The 17,266-nt window shown below is 49.1% G+C and carries 20 protein-coding genes; 9 read left to right on the top strand and 11 right to left on the bottom strand.

Going from position 1 to position 17,266, the window contains the following annotated elements:
* Nucleotides 1-15: 15 nt before the first annotated feature.
* The gene (locus OCU43_RS07660; RefSeq protein ID WP_091353044.1) at nucleotides 16-489 is read left to right on the top strand and encodes a LabA-like NYN domain-containing protein; all 474 of its coding nucleotides are present in this window, start codon (nucleotides 16-18) and stop codon (nucleotides 487-489) included.
* A gap of 30 nt (nucleotides 490-519) precedes the next feature.
* Here OCU43_RS07660 and OCU43_RS07655 read toward each other — a convergent pair whose 3' ends face one another.
* The 3 genes from OCU43_RS07655 to OCU43_RS22285 form a co-directional block, all read right to left on the bottom strand.
* Nucleotides 520-1,020, bottom strand: coding sequence for a GNAT family N-acetyltransferase (locus tag OCU43_RS07655; protein WP_091353041.1), 501 nt, complete (start codon nucleotides 1,018-1,020; stop codon nucleotides 520-522).
* Nucleotides 1,021-1,095: 75 nt separating this feature from the next.
* Nucleotides 1,096-1,359, bottom strand: coding sequence for a hypothetical protein (locus OCU43_RS07650; protein ID WP_091353039.1), 264 nt, complete (start codon nucleotides 1,357-1,359; stop codon nucleotides 1,096-1,098).
* A 100-nt stretch (nucleotides 1,360-1,459) separates the two neighbouring features.
* Nucleotides 1,460-1,675 (bottom strand): cysteine-rich CWC family protein, encoded by a 216-nt coding sequence (locus OCU43_RS22285; RefSeq protein ID WP_217647369.1) that lies wholly within the window; start codon nucleotides 1,673-1,675, stop codon nucleotides 1,460-1,462.
* 874 nt (nucleotides 1,676-2,549) lie between these two features.
* Between OCU43_RS22285 and OCU43_RS07645 the strand changes: the two genes are divergently transcribed.
* From OCU43_RS07645 to OCU43_RS07635, 3 genes are all read left to right on the top strand, one after another.
* Nucleotides 2,550-2,774, top strand: a complete 225-nt coding sequence (locus OCU43_RS07645; protein WP_091353036.1) for a Nif11-like leader peptide family natural product precursor — start codon at nucleotides 2,550-2,552, stop codon at nucleotides 2,772-2,774.
* A gap of 300 nt (nucleotides 2,775-3,074) precedes the next feature.
* A complete protein-coding gene (locus OCU43_RS07640; RefSeq protein WP_091353034.1) occupies nucleotides 3,075-3,293 on the top strand; it encodes a Nif11-like leader peptide family natural product precursor in 219 nt (72 codons plus the stop codon).
* 190 nt (nucleotides 3,294-3,483) lie between these two features.
* Nucleotides 3,484-4,203, top strand: a complete 720-nt coding sequence (locus OCU43_RS07635; protein WP_091353031.1) for an alpha/beta fold hydrolase — start codon at nucleotides 3,484-3,486, stop codon at nucleotides 4,201-4,203.
* On the opposite strand, the gene OCU43_RS07630 is transcribed toward OCU43_RS07635, so the two are convergent.
* Both OCU43_RS07630 and OCU43_RS07625 read right to left on the bottom strand, forming a co-directional pair.
* Nucleotides 4,200-4,850, bottom strand: a complete 651-nt coding sequence (locus tag OCU43_RS07630) for a TetR/AcrR family transcriptional regulator (protein ID WP_245756477.1) — start codon at nucleotides 4,848-4,850, stop codon at nucleotides 4,200-4,202. The two genes, OCU43_RS07635 and OCU43_RS07630, sit on opposite strands and share 4 nt — an antisense overlap.
* 145 nt (nucleotides 4,851-4,995) lie before the next feature.
* Complete coding sequence (locus OCU43_RS07625; protein ID WP_091353025.1) at nucleotides 4,996-6,279, bottom strand: NAD(P)/FAD-dependent oxidoreductase; 1,284 nt, start codon at nucleotides 6,277-6,279, stop codon at nucleotides 4,996-4,998.
* Between the two features lie 327 nt (nucleotides 6,280-6,606).
* Here OCU43_RS07625 and OCU43_RS07620 point away from each other — a divergent pair, with 327 nt between their 5' ends.
* The 4 genes from OCU43_RS07620 (at nucleotide 6,607) to cspE (ending at nucleotide 11,349) form a co-directional block, all read left to right on the top strand.
* Nucleotides 6,607-7,953 carry a glutamine synthetase family protein gene (locus OCU43_RS07620; RefSeq protein WP_091353023.1) on the top strand — a complete coding sequence of 449 codons (1,347 nt, stop codon included), beginning with the start codon at nucleotides 6,607-6,609 and terminating at the stop codon, nucleotides 7,951-7,953.
* Nucleotides 7,954-8,089: 136 nt separating this feature from the next.
* Entirely contained in the window at nucleotides 8,090-9,211 is a 1,122-nt protein-coding gene (locus OCU43_RS07615) for a polyamine ABC transporter substrate-binding protein (RefSeq protein WP_091353021.1), read from the top strand.
* A gap of 259 nt (nucleotides 9,212-9,470) precedes the next feature.
* Entirely contained in the window at nucleotides 9,471-10,937 is a 1,467-nt protein-coding gene (locus OCU43_RS07610; protein WP_091353018.1) for a sensor domain-containing diguanylate cyclase, read from the top strand.
* Between the two features lie 205 nt (nucleotides 10,938-11,142).
* Nucleotides 11,143-11,349 (top strand): transcription antiterminator/RNA stability regulator CspE, encoded by a 207-nt coding sequence (gene cspE, locus OCU43_RS07605; RefSeq protein WP_091353016.1) that lies wholly within the window; start codon nucleotides 11,143-11,145, stop codon nucleotides 11,347-11,349.
* A 114-nt stretch (nucleotides 11,350-11,463) separates the two neighbouring features.
* Here the strand turns inward: cspE and OCU43_RS07600 are convergent, their stop codons facing one another.
* Nucleotides 11,464-11,664 (bottom strand): DUF1127 domain-containing protein, encoded by a 201-nt coding sequence (locus OCU43_RS07600; RefSeq protein ID WP_091353013.1) that lies wholly within the window; start codon nucleotides 11,662-11,664, stop codon nucleotides 11,464-11,466.
* 122 nt (nucleotides 11,665-11,786) lie between these two features.
* On the opposite strand from OCU43_RS07600, the gene OCU43_RS07595 reads away from it, so the two are divergent.
* Entirely contained in the window at nucleotides 11,787-12,716 is a 930-nt protein-coding gene (locus tag OCU43_RS07595; RefSeq protein ID WP_091353011.1) for a LysR substrate-binding domain-containing protein, read from the top strand.
* 3 nt (nucleotides 12,717-12,719) lie between these two features.
* Here OCU43_RS07595 and OCU43_RS07590 read toward each other — a convergent pair whose 3' ends face one another.
* The 5 genes from OCU43_RS07590 to OCU43_RS07570 form a co-directional block, all read right to left on the bottom strand.
* Nucleotides 12,720-13,427 carry a type 1 glutamine amidotransferase gene (locus OCU43_RS07590; RefSeq protein WP_139203117.1) on the bottom strand — a complete coding sequence of 236 codons (708 nt, stop codon included), beginning with the start codon at nucleotides 13,425-13,427 and terminating at the stop codon, nucleotides 12,720-12,722.
* 62 nt (nucleotides 13,428-13,489) lie between these two features.
* Nucleotides 13,490-14,206: a glutamine amidotransferase-related protein gene (locus OCU43_RS07585; RefSeq protein ID WP_091353005.1), complete on the bottom strand. Its 717-nt coding sequence runs from the start codon at nucleotides 14,204-14,206 to the stop codon at nucleotides 13,490-13,492.
* 70 nt (nucleotides 14,207-14,276) lie between these two features.
* Complete coding sequence (locus OCU43_RS07580) at nucleotides 14,277-15,092, bottom strand: ABC transporter permease subunit (RefSeq protein ID WP_091353003.1); 816 nt, start codon at nucleotides 15,090-15,092, stop codon at nucleotides 14,277-14,279.
* Complete coding sequence (locus OCU43_RS07575) at nucleotides 15,092-16,048, bottom strand: ABC transporter permease subunit (RefSeq protein WP_091353000.1); 957 nt, start codon at nucleotides 16,046-16,048, stop codon at nucleotides 15,092-15,094. Before OCU43_RS07575 ends, OCU43_RS07580 begins: the two co-directional genes overlap by 1 nt.
* Entirely contained in the window at nucleotides 16,045-17,226 is a 1,182-nt protein-coding gene (locus OCU43_RS07570) for an ABC transporter ATP-binding protein (protein WP_091352997.1), read from the bottom strand. The genes OCU43_RS07575 and OCU43_RS07570 overlap by 4 nt, the downstream gene beginning before the upstream one ends.
* Between the last annotated feature and the right edge of the window lie 40 nt (nucleotides 17,227-17,266).

Here is a 17,266-nt window from a genome sequence, read left to right as displayed (position 1 = left end):
AAAAAAGGAACACCCGTGAACCGGATCGCTGTCTTTGTGGATGTGCAAAACATCTATTACACCACCCGTCAGGCCTATGGGCGGCAGTTTAACTACCGCAAACTGTGGCAAAAAATCAGTGTTGAAGGTGAGATTATCATCGCTAATGCCTACGCTATCCATCGCGGTGATGACAGTCAGCTCAAGTTTCAGAACGCCCTGAAGCATATCGGTTTCAACGTCAAACTGAAGCCCTACATCCAGCGCAGTGACGGCTCTGCCAAAGGCGACTGGGATGTCGGTATCGCCATCGATGTGATGGACGCCGCGCCAGACGTCGATACCATCATCCTGCTATCCGGTGACGGGGATTTTGATCTGCTACTGGAACGGATAAAACGGAAGTATGGCGTTAAAACGCAGGTCTATGGTGTGCCTGCCCTGACCGCTAACTCCCTGATCAGCTCTGCGACTGAGTTTTTTCCCATCGGAGAAGAGATGCTTCTTTGAAGCAGTTACCAGACGTGACTTCGTCACTTGCTACAAACATTCGCTATGTGTTCGTAACTGTTTGTGCATGACATAGCTATCAACATAGCCAAGTTTACCGTGTTTATAACCCTTAGGGATCGTACCGATAATATTGAAGCCCAGCTTTTGCCAAAGCTGGACGGCCACTTCGTTGGTCGACACAACACTATTAAACTGCATCGCATCAAAGTTCAGTAACCGTGCCTGTTGTTGAGAATGTTCACACATTTTACGGGCAATCCCTTTCCCTCTGGCTTCATCTGCAACCATATAACCACAATTACAGATATGTTTACCCGGGCCCATCCCGTTTGGCTTAATGTAGTACGACCCTGAAACAACACCATTATCTACAAACACATAGGTTTTCAGGGGTATCTCGCACCACAGATGATATGCCTCATCGGAGGTCATATCCGGATCAAATGCGTAAGTTTCCTGTGCCTGAATAACACCTGAAAACACAGACCAAAACGATTCAAAGTCTGATTTTGTCATCTCTCTGATCATTCAATTCCCCTGAAACATAAAAGCAAAATTGCTGACAGAATCGCGCTGCCCCCAATTTAAGTCATCATTGTACAATTAACCGGTTTTCTTATCAGGGGCAGAAAAAATGGCAATAATGGCAGCCACCACCCCGATAATAATCGCCAGCATAGCAAAGCCGGTCATGGCATTACCGTGAGCTTTGAACAACAACAGATAGAGGCCCAGCGCCACAAGGATCACCCCCACTCCGATAAATATTTTCGGGCTTGGGGCTCTTCCCGCTGACACTTTGTTCTTTTTAACCGTTTTAGATTTTGAGTGAGCAGACACTTTTCGTTTATGCGTATTTTTAGGCATTTCCTGGTTCCTCAGGCTGACAGCATCAGGTGAAAAATCACCATCTGCGTACCTTGTCCTACTACATATAAATCAAATAACTCTGGCGAATCAAGTATAGTCACTTAACTATTTTTGAAGCACAGGATTTACAAATACACGCCTTTCCTTTCGCCTCTTCAGGCACCAGAGCTAATAGCGCTTCTGGAAACGCGATGTCAGGAGAACGACACCAGCAATCAGGTTCCGCAACACTCGACGATATGCCCCCACACCCATTATCCTGATGACACAGAGGGCATACAGTGGGATCAATTCTGTCCGGGTTAGTATTCACATAACACCTCGGTTAACCACAGCCGTCTTAAAACTGGATAAACGTTTATTAACCCCTGGCTTTCTGCTTCCTGAGCTTATCCAGCTGCTGTTCTTAAATAAAATTCAGCTCTATTTTTTCTACATTTAATTACGAGAATAAGTAGATTCAAAAGACAATATACGCCCGTTATCATTAATGCGTAATAACGGGGCAAACTAATTCAGACAAATAAAACATAATGAGTGCGATAGCGTTTAAAAAAAGTAAGCATAAACGTAAAGAGCGATTCTCCCGCTCTGACAGCCCGGGCTGGTTTATCGCCGCTGGAAGCGGCTCCTACAAAAAACTAAGGTCTGTACCAATCCCGCTTTTTCTGGCAAGTGACGTAGCCAAGTCTGAAAACTAGCAGCTGCTCTGGAAAAGCACGGCATGAAATAGCGTTTATAAAAAGACGGCTTAATTACCCCTAATAAACCGGCTTTCACTTTCCGCGCTGCGCTCTCTGTAGTTAAACCGTTTTTTAAACCTTATTCACCACAGAGGACACCGGGATCACGGAGAAAAGCGACATAGACAAAACCTTAAGTGGTGAGATTCAGGACATAGCGTTCCTCTCGCGGAGGCTTACTAAGTCTGTTCCAGCCAACGACTCAGTCAGGTCATGCCACTGTCAGGTCCGCAGTATCTGCTCTTGTCGCAAACCTCTCAATGGCGGGTACCTGTCGTAGTGATGACATATCCGCTGCTACATTCAGTTTCTTAACTTACTGAATTATAATTACTAATTAGTATTTACGACTAAGGAATGTATTTTGCAGCAGGGTATACAGAGCATAAATCGTGATTGCGTATTCACTCGATACGCTCTGTATAACAACAGGAGAGTACTGTTATGTTGACACATCAGATCGCTGCATTTTCCAATAAAGTCAGACAAACACCTGAGCTGAGCAGGAAACTCAAAAATTGCCACCGGTTAACCGATATGCTGGCACTGGCACAGGATCTTGGCTTCTTTTTCGAAGAAGACAGTCTCTATCCACCCAACAAGCCTCAGTTTACCGAGGATCAGCTGTCTGACCGGCTCGCGAGTGTTCTGCTGCGTTTTTATGCATGAGAATAAAAGCCCGGCATAGTGGTTATTTCACTGCTGACCGACCGGATGGACAGTCAATCGTGGAGTGACAGTGCATCCTGTATTTTTGTCAGAAACGCTTCAGCACCGATAGAAATGTCATAGTGCTGACAAGGACTGTTCAAAAAAAGCTATCATAAGTAATTGTTTTTACTTGATTATCAAAGAAAATCAGATATCCATAATCGGTATATAGATTGCAAACCCCTTCTCGATTCAGGAAACAGTGGAAACTCCACTTTCCGCTTACCATCCATCTAATTAAATTGAGAGAGCAATACTATGTCGATTAAGCAAATTGCCGATTTTTCCAGCCTGGCCAAAACCTCCCCTGAAGTGGGTGAAAAATTAAAAGCCTGCATTAAAATGAAAGAGATGTTTGCCCTGGCCCGCGAGAATGGTTTTGATTTTGATGAGGACAGTCTGTATCCACCAAATGAACCACAGTTCACAGAAGACCAGCTTTCTGAGCGTCTGGCTAAGGCCCTGCTACGGGTTTAAGGGCTTGATGCCCTGGCTCTGACTAAGGACATAAATCGCTTCCGCATCTCTGTTCATCAGAGATGTTCACTGGAAGCGATGTTATCAAAATACTCCGCCATATCTGCCTGATATCACTCCTTAAAAATACTGGTGCAATCTCTGTTCAGATGATACAAACAGGTTGATCCCTTATTGTCGGAGAGAGGATATGTCTGCCATTGTTTTTTTACCCGGATTAATCTGTGACCAGGCCGTCTGGGAGGATCAGGTTAAGGAACTGCTCCACCGCGGCTTCGAATGCCAGGTAATCGATTACGGTAATGCTGACAGTCTGACTGAGATGGCATATATAGCGCTTGAGCAGGCCCCCGAATCATTTGCACTTGTTGGTCACTCGATGGGGGGCAGAGTGGCAATGGAGGTCGCCCGTCAAGCACCGCAAAGAATCACCCAGCTGGTATTGATGGATACCGGCTATCTGCCGCTGGCGCCAGGCTCAGCTGGCGAAAAAGAACGGGCTGGCCGAATGGCGCTGATTGAGAAAGCCCGCCAGCAAGGGATGCGTATAATGGGTCAGGAATGGATGCAGGGGATGGTGCTACCGCAACATCTCAAAGATGAGCCGCTCTGTAACGCCATTCTCAATATGATTGAGCGAAAAACAGTGGCTCAATTTGAAGCGCAGCAAACAGCCCTTTTAACCCGCCCTGATGCCACAGATGTATTAAGATCACTAAACTGTCCGACTCTGTTTATCTGCGGCAGTGATGATCTCTGGAGTCCGGTCAGTCAGCATGAAGCGATGTCTGAACAGGTAGCTGACAGCATCATTGAGGTAATCGCTCATTCGGGACATATGTGCACCATGGAGCAACCCCAGGCCGTTAATCAGGCCCTGATTCACTGGCTGCAACCACACCCGGGTTAATCATTTTTGGGTGAGTACTGCCCCAGCAGATTGCAGATGATCATTTTCAGATCCGCCAGGGTGCGCTTCGCCCGCTCACCTTTCTGATTCACCACCACCAGCATGACACTATGGGTCACCTCCAGATAGAGGCGGCCCAGACGCTCCCGCTCTTTCAGATGGCGGTTAATACCGATCCGTTTGAACACTTCGGCCATCCGTGAGATTTCCAGCTCGTCGTGCTGTTCATCCAACTCTCTCAACTCCGGCACGGAGAACATCGCCTGCACCAGCGTCAGGATCGCTTTCTGCTGTTTGTAGGTTTTCAGTTTCAGTGCCAGCATCTGTTCCACCAGCGTTTCCAGCGGCAGATCTTCAACCGGCCAGCGGGCGATCTCATCCAGCGCTGCTTCGACAGTCTCCAGCCAACGCGACCCCATGGCATAGAGAATCGCGTGCTTATTGGGAAAGTAGTGATACAGGGAACCTACCGAGATCCCGACCTCTTTGGCGATCAGAATCGTATTAAGATCATCCAGCCCAACCCGCTCCAGCAACTCACCGGTGACATCGATAATCTGCTTTGAACGCAGCTTTGAACGACCCTGTACAGGTGCATTGCGCGGTGCCAGATCCGGGGCCGCTTTTACCCGGCGATTCTCTGTCAATTTCGGTTCCTGCTCTTCCAACTCAACACTCTCTGGTTAACGTGCTTTGATTGGCGGGCATTATAGACTGAATTATCCGGGTTCTGAAAATATCGGGTTATTAAAACCGGGCGCATTAACACTGGTTCTCGTATGACACATCAGCTCAGAGAAAACGGTCACGCATCGAATAATACAGCATGCCCGCCACCAGGCCGGGCCAGCGCAGCAGCGTTCCGCCCGGAAATGTCGGTGTGGGCACTCGGGTAAACAGATCAAACCTCTCTACAGAACCACTGATCGCTTCAGCCATCAGTTTTCCACCCAGCGTTGCCAGCGCCACACCATGGCCGGAATACCCCTGCGCCACGAAGAGATTGTCATCGATCCGGTCGAAATGGGGCATTCGGTTAAGGGTAATGGCCAGGGTTCCTCCCCAGCCATAGTCGATCTTCACATCCTTCAACTCCGGGTAGAACTGCAGCATATAAGGACGCACAAACGCCGGAATATCGTTAGGAAAACGGCTGCTGTAGTTCTCGCCCCCGCCCCAGAGCAACCGGTTGTCTCCCGACAGTTTGAAATAGTTGATCACAAAGCGCGAATCAGCCACTGCCACATCATCCCGGTTAATTTTGCGGCACAGTTCCTCGCTGAGCGGTTCGGTGGCGATAATAAAATTATTAATCGGCATAATTTTACCGGCTATGCGAGGCTCAAGTTTGCCCAGATAGCCGTTACAGGCCAACAGAATATACTTCGCTTTGACAACACCTGTGTCAGTGCGTACCTCTGCATCTTTTCCGGTGGTGTAACCGGTCACCCGGCTGTGCTCATGGATAATCGCACCGGCTTTGGTCGCTGCAGATGCCAGCCCAAGGGCATAATTCAGCGGATGCAGGTGAACGCCTTCCTCCCAGTATTCGCCCCCAAAATATCGATTCGTACCCAGCATCGCCTGCACTTCACTATCTGGTACGAAACGGATCTTGTCGTAACCCAGCACCCGCTGCTTATACTCAACGCTCTCACGCATTTCGGAAACATGCCCCGGCTTTGCAGAGACATGCATCACTCCCTGCTTCAGATCACAACTGATCTGATGCTGTTCGATCAGATCTTTAACCAGTTGCACCGACTCAAGTGAGCTTTGCCACAGAGAATCCGCAGCGCTTTGCCCCACTTTCTTAATCAGCTCAGCATGTCCCATGTTATGACCAGGGCAGACCTGTCCACCATTTCGACCAGACGCGCCCCACCCGACTGTTTCACTCTCCAGCAGGATCACGGAATAACCCTTTTCTGCCAGGTGCAGTGCCGCTGACAGGCCGGTATAACCGGCACCGATAATACAGATATCAGCCTGTTGCTCCCCTATTAACGCAGGATAATCAGGCCTGTCATTGGCCGAAGCAACATAATAGGAGGGCTGAAAATTGTTAAGACTCATGTTCGGGGTCTCCATAAAAAACCACATTAACCGATATAAAAAAAGACAAGACCACACAACAAACCGAATAATAATTCTAATTTAATTGAACAACAACCCCGAAAAACGGTAACAAATACAAAATTAGTGTTGATTTTTAAATATTCATGAAATAACCTAAAACCCGAATAATGTTTCGACTAATGTCACACAACAGACCAATCAGAAGGTCACATAGCCGACATATTATTTGAACAGTTTCACAGTAAACGCTGCTCTCAGATCCATTACTTCTATAGTAAGTAGTGAATAGCAGGCAATCGGATTAACTCTACAAGTAGGTGATTTATGGAAGCCGTGGAAAGGTTTCTCAAAGAAAACGGGATTACCGAGGTCGAATCGACCCTGCCGGACATGACCGGCAACGCCCGGGGTAAGTTTTACCCCACTAAAAAGTACCTGGCAGAAAAAGGAGGTAAGATTCCTGAAACGCTGTTGGTACAAACCGTTACAGGCGAATGGGCTGATAACCACTATGATATTGTGGATCCGGCCGACCGGGATATGGTACTTGTGCCGGACGCCAATACACTGCGATTAGTTCCCTGGGCAGACGAACCCACCGCACAGGTTATCAACGATTGCTACACCAGCGATGGGCAACTACACCCGTTATCCAGCCGTTCTGTTCTTCGCAGGGTTCTGAAGCTTTACGAGAAAAAGGGGTTGCGTCCGGTTATCGCTCCGGAAGTCGAGTTCTATCTGATTCAGAAAAACACCGATCCGGATTATGAACTGAAACCGGCCACAGGCCGCTCCGGTCGCAGAGAAACAGCACGCCAGTCTTATGGGATTGATGCGGTTAACGAGTTTAATCCGGTGATCGACACCCTATACAGTTACTGCGAAGCACAGGGGCTTGATGTTGATACCCTGATCCACGAATCAGGCGCTGCGCAGATGGAGATAAATTTCCTCCACGGTGATGCACTGGACCTGGCTGATCAGGTATTTGTGTTCAAACGCACCCTGCGGGAAACCGCCATGAAGCATAATATGTATGCCACCTTCATGGCCAAACCGATGCAGCATGAACCCGGTAGTGCGATGCACATACATCAGAGCCTGATCGATATTAAAACCGGTGAGAATATATTTGCCGGTGATAAAGAAAATGAGTTCTCTGAGAAGTTCTATCACTATCTGGGCGGATTGCAGAAATATACGCCACAAGCGATCTCATTCTATGCACCCAATGTGAACTCCTACCGCCGTTTTGCACCGGATATTGCAGCACCGGTTAACTTTAAGTGGGGCATCGATAATCGCACCACCGGCCTGCGGGTACCTATCGCACCACTGGCAGCGACACGAATCGAAAACCGTTTCCCAGGCTCTGACTGCAACCCCTACCTGGCGATAGCCGCCAGTCTGGCGTGCGGATATCTGGGCCTTGAACAGGGATGCACGCCCAGCAAGCCGGTTACCGATCTGGCCGCTGATGAAGATGAAACTGTCGAGGTTGCGCGCTCCCTTGGTGAGGGACTGGGCCTGCTGGAAGAGTGTCCCGAGCTGGGTGAAATCATGGGTACGGAGTTCGTTGAAGCTTATCTGGGCGTCAAACGCGCAGAGTTTGAAACCTTCCACGAAGTCATCAGCTCCTGGGAGCGTGAATACCTGTTACTCACTGTTTAAAGCTAAGCTTACAAACTTAAAAAACAAGAAATTATGCTTACAGCCTGTGACTTCTTAACCTGCGTCATTCGGGGTTAAGGAGTCACAGAATATACTGTAAACAAAATCAGTAAACTCCGATGAGAGGCGCGACGTAATGACAAAGACTTTACCTTCCCTGATCAGAAAAGCGTTACAGATATCTACATTCAGCCTGGCAGCTTCGGCCTCCATTGCGCAGGCAGAGGAGGTTCTGAACTTTTACAACTGGTCAGACTATATTGCTGAAGATACGCTGGCCAAATTTGAAGCGGAAACCGGCATCAAAGTGGTTTACGACGTCTACGACAGCAATGAGACTCTCGAGGCTAAGCTGCTGGCAGGCAATTCCGGATATGACCTGGTGGTGCCCAGCTCACACTTTATGGAACAGCAGATCAAAGCGGGCATTTTTCAACCGCTGCAGAAAGATAAGCTGACCAACCTCGGCAATCTTGACCCATCACTGATGAAACTGCTGGATAAGAAAGATCCGGGTAACCAGTATGGCGTCCCCTACCTCTGGGGTACCACCGGTATTGGTTATAACATTCAGCAGGTGAAGGCAGTGCTGGGGGAAGATGCCCCCGTGGATAGCTGGGATCTGGTATTCAAGCCGGAAAATATGAAAAAGCTCGCAGAGTGTGGTGTCACTTTTCTCGACTCACCGGATGAGATCTACCCTCTGGCACTGCTTTACACAGGCCAGTCGTCCACCGATACGTCCAAAGCGGTTCATAAGAAAGACAACCCTGCAGCTCAGACTCTGAAAGCAGTGCGCCCCTATCTGCGTCAGTTCAACTCGTCTCAGTATGTTAATGATCTGGCCAACGGCGATACCTGTGTCGCGATCGGCTATTCTGGCGATGTGTTTCAATCGCAGGCCCGTGCAGAAGAAGCGGGTAATGGTATCGAAATTGGCTATAGCATTCCGAAAGAGGGCACTGAGATCTGGTTTGATATGTTGCTGATCCCATCAGACGCCAAACACGCTGAGAACGCACACAAGTTTATCAACTTTCTGTTGCGACCAGAGATCATTGCAGAGATTACCAACTACGTCTGGTATGCCAATCCTAACAGCGCATCGACTGACCTGGTTGACCCTGAAATAACCTCTGATACCTCAATCTACCCCGATGCTGAAACCCGCACCCGCCTGTATATGCCAGCGACACTTCCGGCAAATGTTGCCCGCATACGCAGCCGTACCTGGTCTGATATCAAAACCGGCAACTAGAAAATATCGACTAAAGCGTTTTACTCCATATTAACGCCCCTTCGGGCGTTTTTTTTATTTCAGCGTCTGACATCATCCCCCTAACTGCCAGTCTGCCACCTGCAAAAATAACTGCCTATCCGGCAATGAAACCCTATCACCAGTTAACAACGAGATTAGCTGAAGAGTGCAACGCAAATCTGTTAAGATATAGTCTTCGACACCAGGGATGATTTCGGCTGTCGGCCAACAACTCCACTATCCGACAGATCAAGACACGATGAAGCCGATAACGTTACGTAAACCCTCTTTTATCCTGATTAGCAGCCTGTTGCTAAGCATTGCCTTCGCTACCATCAGTTTTATCAGCTATTTTGTTGCCAATAACTCGCTGAATCAGCATATCAAAACCAACACCCTGCCGCTGACCAGTGACACCGTTTACTCAGAGGTACAGCGAGACCTGTTACAACCCGTGCTGGTTTCATCGCTGATGGCGCAGGACACCTTTGTGCATGACTGGATTGAGAACGGCGAGCACTATCCTGAACAGATGCAACGCTACCTTAAATCGATCCAGACGCGCTATAACGCCTTCACTGCCTTTTTTGTTTCCGAACAAACCACCAACTATTACCACAGCTCCGGGATCATTAAGCAGGTATCGGCATCGGACCCGGCCGATGACTGGTATTTCACCAGCCGCAAAACGCCTGCGCAGTTCGATATCAACCTTGATCAGGATACCGCCGATGGTTTCACCACAACCCTGTTCGTCAACCATAAGGTCAACGATGCGCAGGGACGGTTTCTGGGGATTATCGGTGTCGGTCTGGCCTCGCAAAAGATCAGAGAGTTGATCGAGGTTTATCAAAACCGTTACGGCCGACAGATCTATTTCATTGACCGGCAGGGCAAAGTTACCCTGCAGGGCAGCCAGTTCAAAGGCGCTGATGATATTCATAACCTTAGTGGACTTGGCGATATAGCCCCATTGATACTATCCTCTCCCGGAGGCTCATACAGCTATAGCCATAATGACCAGCAATACCTGATAAAAACCCGTTTTGTGCCTGAACTGGATTGGTATCTTATCGTTGAACATACCGAACACAGCTCATCACAGATCACCGCAACCCTTTGGATCAACCTTCTCATCAGTCTGGTGGTTATAGTGGTGGTATTGCTCCTGCAACACTTTACTTTGGGTGGCTATCAGCGCCGTTTAGAAGTGATGGCCAATACCGATCCTCTGACGGGCACCGCCAGCCGTCACGCCTTTGAGTTAGTCTATCAGCAGATTCTCAGGCTTGCCGACCGTCACCGGCATCCGGTGTCCACTATTCTGGTGGATATTGATCACTTTAAACTGTTCAATGATACCTATGGCCACCTGCTGGGAGATAAAATTCTGAATCAAGTCGCCAGAATACTCACCGATAGCCTGCGCAAGGCCGACACTCTCTGCCGCTGGGGCGGTGACGAGTTCTTTATCATCCTGCCTAACTGCAGCCAGAAGAATGCCTGCGCAGTGGCCGAAAAGATGCGTATGCAGATTGAAACCGCCTTAACAACACTCGAGGGGATTGAGCTGAAGGTAACCGCCAGTTTTGGCGTCGCTGAATATATCAGCCATGAGTCTCCTGCCACTCTGTTTAAGCGCACTGATCAGGCGCTCTACCGGGCTAAATCCAGGTCCCGCAATCAGGTTGAAGCATCATCCCCAGAGGTTTCAGAATCCATATAAAACTGAATATAACCAATTAATGTGTTGATATTAAAAATATAAGTGTATATATTAATACCTGCTTGAAGATTCACCGTATTTTTATGCATCATTTCGAAGATCCTGTTTCAGCTTCTCGTCCTGTTTCCATAATGTATAGTAAAAATTCCTGCATCATCCGCCATCTCTGATGGCAAAACATTATTTATAAAATAGGACAACTAACATGGCTACTGTAACCGGTACTGTTAAATGGTTTAACGCTGACAAAGGCTTCGGTTTCATCGAGCAGGAAAACGGCCCTGACGTATTCGCACACTTCAGTGCAATCCAGAGCAACGGCTTCAAAACTCTTGAAGAAGGCCAGCAGGTACAGTTCTCTGTAACTCAGGGTCAGCGCGGTCCACAAGCAGAAAACATCGTTGCTATCTGAGACCGTGCCAGCTAACAGATCTCTGATCTGTTGCTAGCAAAAGAAAGCCTGATTACGATCAGGCTTTTTTATGCCTGCTATATACTGATTTACTCAGTTGCCAGCTGTTGAACATCATCGCCAGAAAGGTTTACCCGCCTCCTCAAGCGCCTCCTCCCGTGTAACACCAATATCTTTAAGCTGCTCTCTATCCAGCTGAAGCAACAGCCGACGGCTACGATAACGCTGCAACCAACGCTGCCAGACCGCTAAATAATCAAGTCTTTCTTTACTATCGCGTTTCGCACCTATCTGATTTAACACTACCGACTTCATAGCAAATCTCTCCAATAGCTAAGTTATACAGCCATAATCAAGATTTACTTCGCTGACGACAAACGAGTTTTAACACTCTACAATTAAGTTTATCTTATGCATAAGCCAGTATAGAAACGATCATGACCCGCCTGCCCTCACTTAAAGCACTACAAGCCTTTCGACACGCTGCGGAGATGCAAAGCTTTAAACTCGCCGCCGAACAGCTCTATGTCAGCCAGGCCGCAATCAGCCAGCAGATCAAAACACTGGAACAACAGCTGGGGGTAACACTCTTTCATCGTCTGACACGGGAGATTGAACTCACCTCGGAGGGGCGACAACTGCTCCCCTATGTCAGCAAAGCGTTTGCCAGCCTGGAACAGGGTGTTAACCAGTTAAATGATGACCCGCACCCCCAGCGTTTAATACTCAGCACCCTGCCCTCGTTTGCCAGCCGCTGGCTGGTGCCCAGACTAGGTGACTTTCAGGCGCAGGAGGAACATCTGAATATCCACATCTCCCCTGGCATCAGACTGGACAGCTTTGATGATAACCAGCTTGATCTGGCGATCCGGTTTGGTAAGGGAGTCTATCCCGGCCTGAGCAGTCGATTACTGATGCGGGACTATATGATACCGGTTTGCCATCCATCGCTGATCAATAAAGATCGCCCGGCCCGGCAACAACTCGGGGAACTCCCTCTGCTAACGGATGACGCTCCCGACATGAAAGATCTCTGGCCACTGCTCAGAACAGCACTCGGTCTGCCCGAGACGCTGACAAGCTCACGCTTACAGGTCACCGACTCCAATATTCTGGTGGAAGCACTGCTAAGTGGACAGGGAATCGCCGCCGCCCGTTTCAGCCTGGTATATGAGATGATCGAACGCGGACAGCTGATCTGTCCGCTTCCAATCTATCTGCCAAGCAGTTTTGACTACTACCTGGTTGCCCCTGAACATCACTTCAGACGCCCTAAAATACAACGTTTCGAAACCTGGCTGCGTCAACAGACAGAGGAGATCAGTCATAGCTGGGAAAGGTTCAGACAGCAGCACCAGATCACCTGAGTATTACAGCGACTTGCCCATCAATACACGGATGATCGCATCAACCACCGGCGCTGAATCAGCCTCATAATGCTCAAGTGATTTCAGCCCTTTCTCAGCATCAGTAGCAGTCAGATACTCCGGCACAATGGCAGGCAGCTCGCATAGCATATATTCACGACTAAACTCCGGATGTGCCTGCACGGTAAAAATATGGGAACCATAACGCAGTACCCCATACTGACAAAAGGCAGACGCGGCCAGTATCTCAGCCCGCGCTGGCAACTGTATAACCTGGTCCTGATGGATAATGTGCAAACGCACTGGTTCGCTACCTAACACCGCCTGACCGGCTGCAGATGGCTGATAACTATCTACGCCCACTCCCCAACCGGCATCAGCCTTAACCACCACACCGCCCAGCGCCTGAGCGATTAGCTGATGTCCAAAACAGATACCGATCAGTGGCACTTCAGCCTGATCAATGGCCCGGATCAGCGATTCAAGATCAGCGATCCATTCCAGCGACTCATAGGCACTGCAGGGAGAACCGGTAATAATCCAGCCATCACATTCATTCACGGCCTGCGGAAACTCACCCAGTCGAACATCCCAGCACTTAAAGCTGAACTGAGCGTCCGATAGCATGCGTTCAGTCATCAGCGCAAATGAACCGAACTGTTCCTGTAAAGCACTACTACTGGTACCTGCAGCGAGAATACCTATCTTCACTTCTACGCCCTCCCGATACAAAAAAACCGCTGTAGACAGCGGTTCAAATAAGAATCCACAGCTTAGGAAGCAGTGATAAAATCCACCATCCAGCGTGCAACACGCGCTGAATCTGTTGCCGCATCACTTGCCTGCAACTGTGCCAGTCCGGCATTGGCAATATCATCCGGGATCACTGCCCCCTTACGTATCGTCACCAGGTCCGTTTCAAACTGCAGATTGAATTCAGGATGCGCCTGCACAGTCAGGATATTGTCGCCATACACCAGCCCCGCATATTTACAGAAATCAGACTGAGCAAAAGTCCGGGCATTTTCCGGTTTTTCAGTCACCTGATAACGATGCATCGCACTGATCGAGAACGGTTCAGCACCATCCTTTATAAACCCGTTGTCGCCAAGCAGCTGATAACGGTGTAGTCCAACACCCCAGCCACCCTGATAGGCCTCAACTTTTCCGCCAAAGGCTTCAGCGATAATCTGGTGGCCAAAACAGATCCCCAGCAAAGGTCGCTTGCAGGCATCGATCTCCAGAATCAGCTTTTTCAGCTTTTGCATCCAGTCGCGATTCTCATCGACGTTGAACTTTGACCCGGTAATCACCCAGCCATCACACTGTTCAGCGCTATCAGGAAAAACCCCATCGCGCACATCAAATACATCGTATGTAAAGTCAGCATTGACCAGTGCAAACAACTGCTCAAACATATCCGCATAAGAGCCATACTGGCCCAGTAGCTCATCCGGTGTAATACCGGTTGCCAGAATACCTATTTTCATAATCGCTTACTCACCCTAAAAACCAAAGCGCCCACTCAGAGTGGGCGCTGACATAAAGCCCGGAACTACCCTACCCCTGCTTCTCCAGCAGTTTCGCCTGCCGTCGCATCTGATACATCGCAGCTGTCACTCCGATCGCCACCACGGCAATCATCAGTGTAGCCAGTGCGTTAACTTCGGGGGATACACCCAGACGCACTTTGGAGAAGATCACCATCGGCAGCGTACTGTTACCCGGACCAGAGACGAAACTGGCGATAACCAGATCGTCCAGCGACATGGTAAAAGACAACAACCAGCCGGAGATCACCGCAGGCATAATCAGCGGCAACGTCACCAGAAAGAACAGCGATGAAGGTTTTGCACCCAGATCCATGGCTGCCTCTTCCAGAGTTTCATCCAACTGGGACAGACGCGATTGTACAATTACCGCTACATAGGCCATACAGAAGGTGACATGGGCGATGATGATAGTGCTGGTACCACGTCCTGCAGGCCAGCCAAACGCGCCTTCCATCGCCACAAACAGCAACAGCAGTGACAGACCAGTTATTACCTCAGGCATCACCAGTGGCGCACTGACCCAGCCCGCTAATAGCATCTTGCCACGAAAACGTCTGAAACGACTCAGCACAAATCCCGCCATAGTTCCCAGCACCACCGCCACACTGGCGCTGATAAAGGCGATCTTAAAACTCAGCAGGGCCGCATCGATAATCTGATCGTTACGGAACAGCTCGCCATACCACTTCAGCGACCAGCCACCCCACACCGTTACCAGCTTGGATTTATTAAAACTGTATACCACCAGCGCGATCATCGGCGCATACAGAAAGATAAACCCCATGGTTGCGGTCGTATTTAAAAACAGTGATCTACGCTTCATCAGACCGCCTCCTCTTTACCCTGACTGTTGCGGATCATCATGATCGGCAACACCAGTACAATCAGCATCACAACCGCAACCGCTGACGCCATCGGCCAGTCCCGATTGAGGAAAAACTCATCCCACAATACCCGTCCGATCATCAGCGTATCCGAACCACCGAGCAACGCCGGGATAACAAACTCACCAACCGCGGGAATAAACACCAGCATACAACCAGCGATAATGCCAGGCATCGCCATCGGTACGGTGATCAGAAAGAAGCTGGTGGCCGGTTTTGAACCCAGATCTTCAGCCGCCTCCAGTAGCGTGATATCCATCTTTTCCAGCGCGCTGTAGAGAGGCAGCACCATAAAAGGCAGGTATGTATAAACAATGCCGATATAGACGGCAAAATCGGTCTGCAACATGATCAGAGGCTGATCAATAATACCGGTACTGAGCAAAAACTCATTGATCAGACCATTCTTTTTAAGAAACCCCATCCAGGCATACACCCGCAACAGGAAAGAGGTCCAGAAGGGCAGAATCACCAACGACAGTAGCAACGCCCGGGTTGTTGGTTTACTGCGGGCGATCATATAGGCAATGGGAAACGCTATCAGCAACGTCAGAACAGTCGAGATCGCTGCAATTTTTATCGAGCTAAGGTAAGCATCGATATAAAACGAATCTTCAAACAGGAACAGATAGTTCCCCAGATTCAACTTCAAATTGATAAATGCTTCATCCAGATTCCAGTCTAACAATGCCGTATAGGGCGGCACCGCAATGGCTGTTTCCGACAGTGAGATTTTAAACACCACCAAAAAGGGGATAAAGAAAAATACGGCCAGCCAGAGCATAGGTACTGCGATAACAGAAAAGCGCCCCCAGTTTAACCGCTTAAAAATATTGTACTTTGCCAGGCGTGAACCGGAGCCCTCCACCCAGGCAGAACCGGTCTGAGTACTCATGATGTCAATACCACGCTGCTGTCTTCATCCCAGTAAAGATAAACTTCATCGTTCCAGGTCAGCCTCGCACCCAGATCCCGGGTGGTGTTCGGCTGGGTGACACGCACCTCCATACCACTGGCCAGGCGCACCCGATAAACCGACAGGCTGCCCATATACGCGGTCTCTTCGATGATGCCCTTGATGCAGTTCTGCTGACCTTCCGGTTTCTCTTTGCTGATCTGAGTTTTTTCCGGACGCAACGCGACATGCACCTTCTGGTTCGGCGCACAGCTGATACCATGGTTAACAAACAATACCGCACCCGCATCTTTAGAATCGATACGGACAGAGTCAGGCAGATCCTCAATTACCCGCCCTTCAAACAGATTGACCGAACCGATAAATTCAGCAACAAAGCGACTATTGGGGTATTCGTAAACATCATGGGGCTCCGCTGTCTGCACAATCACACCATGATTCATAACACCGATCCGGCTCGCCAGTGTCATCGCCTCTTCCTGATCATGGGTTACCACGACAAAAGTTACCCCCAGCTCTTCCTGAATATTGATCAGCTCAAACTGCGTTTCCTCGCGTAACTTCTTGTCCAGCGCCCCCAACGGCTCATCCAGCAGCAACAGCTTAGGCCGTTTAACCAGAGAGCGGGCCAGCGCCACACGCTGCCGCTGTCCACCTGAAAGCTGATCTGGCTTACGCTTACCCAGATGCCCCAGCTGCACCATCTCCAGCATCTCTGCAACACGCTGCTTAACCTCTGAGCGATCCAGCCCTTCACGCTTCAGACCGAAGGCAACATTTTCTTCAACCGACAGGTGTGGAAACAGGGCATAGGACTGAAACATCATATTCACCGGACGTTTCCATGGCTGAATACCCGCCATATCAACTCCATCAATGATAATCCGACCACTTGTTGGCGACTCAAAGCCAGCCAGCATTCGCAACAGGGTGCTCTTACCCGAACCGGAACCACCCAGAAGACAGAACAGCTCGTTTTTATATATATCCAGTGAGATATTATCGACAGCGGTAAATTCACCGAATTTTTTGGTGACATTTTCTATCCGCAAAAAAGGTTTTGCCCCCTCCTGCTTCCAAAGAGGCATTTTGGAAGTCTGAGGAGATGCCGCAGGTACACTATCAGACTGCGGCTCAATTGTTACTGTTGAAGTCATACTACACCCTATACCATATTCATATACTGAACTCTGTCGG

This window comes from Amphritea atlantica (assembly GCF_024347255.1).
GTDB classification, from domain to species: domain Bacteria; phylum Pseudomonadota; class Gammaproteobacteria; order Pseudomonadales; family Balneatricaceae; genus Amphritea; species Amphritea atlantica.
Note: the sequence above shows the minus strand (reverse complement) of the source record. Positions and strands in the feature narration are given on the sequence as shown.

Excerpts from the sequence above, each read along its gene's own strand:
- OCU43_RS07655 (WP_091353041.1), bottom strand. The coding sequence starts at position 1,020 with ATGATCAGAGAGATGACAAAATCAGACTTTGAATCGTTTTGGTCTGTG.
- OCU43_RS07650 (WP_091353039.1), bottom strand. The coding sequence starts at position 1,359 with ATGCCTAAAAATACGCATAAACGAAAAGTGTCTGCTCACTCAAAATCT.
- OCU43_RS07645 (WP_091353036.1), top strand. The coding sequence starts at position 2,550 with ATGTTGACACATCAGATCGCTGCATTTTCCAATAAAGTCAGACAAACA.
- OCU43_RS07640 (WP_091353034.1), top strand. The coding sequence starts at position 3,075 with ATGTCGATTAAGCAAATTGCCGATTTTTCCAGCCTGGCCAAAACCTCC.
- OCU43_RS07635 (WP_091353031.1), top strand. The coding sequence starts at position 3,484 with ATGTCTGCCATTGTTTTTTTACCCGGATTAATCTGTGACCAGGCCGTC.
- OCU43_RS07625 (WP_091353025.1), bottom strand. The coding sequence starts at position 6,279 with ATGAGTCTTAACAATTTTCAGCCCTCCTATTATGTTGCTTCGGCCAAT.
- OCU43_RS07620 (WP_091353023.1), top strand. The coding sequence starts at position 6,607 with ATGGAAGCCGTGGAAAGGTTTCTCAAAGAAAACGGGATTACCGAGGTC.
- OCU43_RS07615 (WP_091353021.1), top strand. The coding sequence starts at position 8,090 with ATGACAAAGACTTTACCTTCCCTGATCAGAAAAGCGTTACAGATATCT.
- OCU43_RS07610 (WP_091353018.1), top strand. The coding sequence starts at position 9,471 with ATGAAGCCGATAACGTTACGTAAACCCTCTTTTATCCTGATTAGCAGC.
- cspE (WP_091353016.1), top strand. The coding sequence starts at position 11,143 with ATGGCTACTGTAACCGGTACTGTTAAATGGTTTAACGCTGACAAAGGC.
- OCU43_RS07600 (WP_091353013.1), bottom strand. The coding sequence starts at position 11,664 with ATGAAGTCGGTAGTGTTAAATCAGATAGGTGCGAAACGCGATAGTAAA.
- OCU43_RS07595 (WP_091353011.1), top strand. The coding sequence starts at position 11,787 with ATGACCCGCCTGCCCTCACTTAAAGCACTACAAGCCTTTCGACACGCT.
- OCU43_RS07585 (WP_091353005.1), bottom strand. The coding sequence starts at position 14,206 with ATGAAAATAGGTATTCTGGCAACCGGTATTACACCGGATGAGCTACTG.
- OCU43_RS07580 (WP_091353003.1), bottom strand. The coding sequence starts at position 15,092 with ATGAAGCGTAGATCACTGTTTTTAAATACGACCGCAACCATGGGGTTT.
- OCU43_RS07575 (WP_091353000.1), bottom strand. The coding sequence starts at position 16,048 with ATGAGTACTCAGACCGGTTCTGCCTGGGTGGAGGGCTCCGGTTCACGC.
- OCU43_RS07570 (WP_091352997.1), bottom strand. The coding sequence starts at position 17,226 with ATGACTTCAACAGTAACAATTGAGCCGCAGTCTGATAGTGTACCTGCG.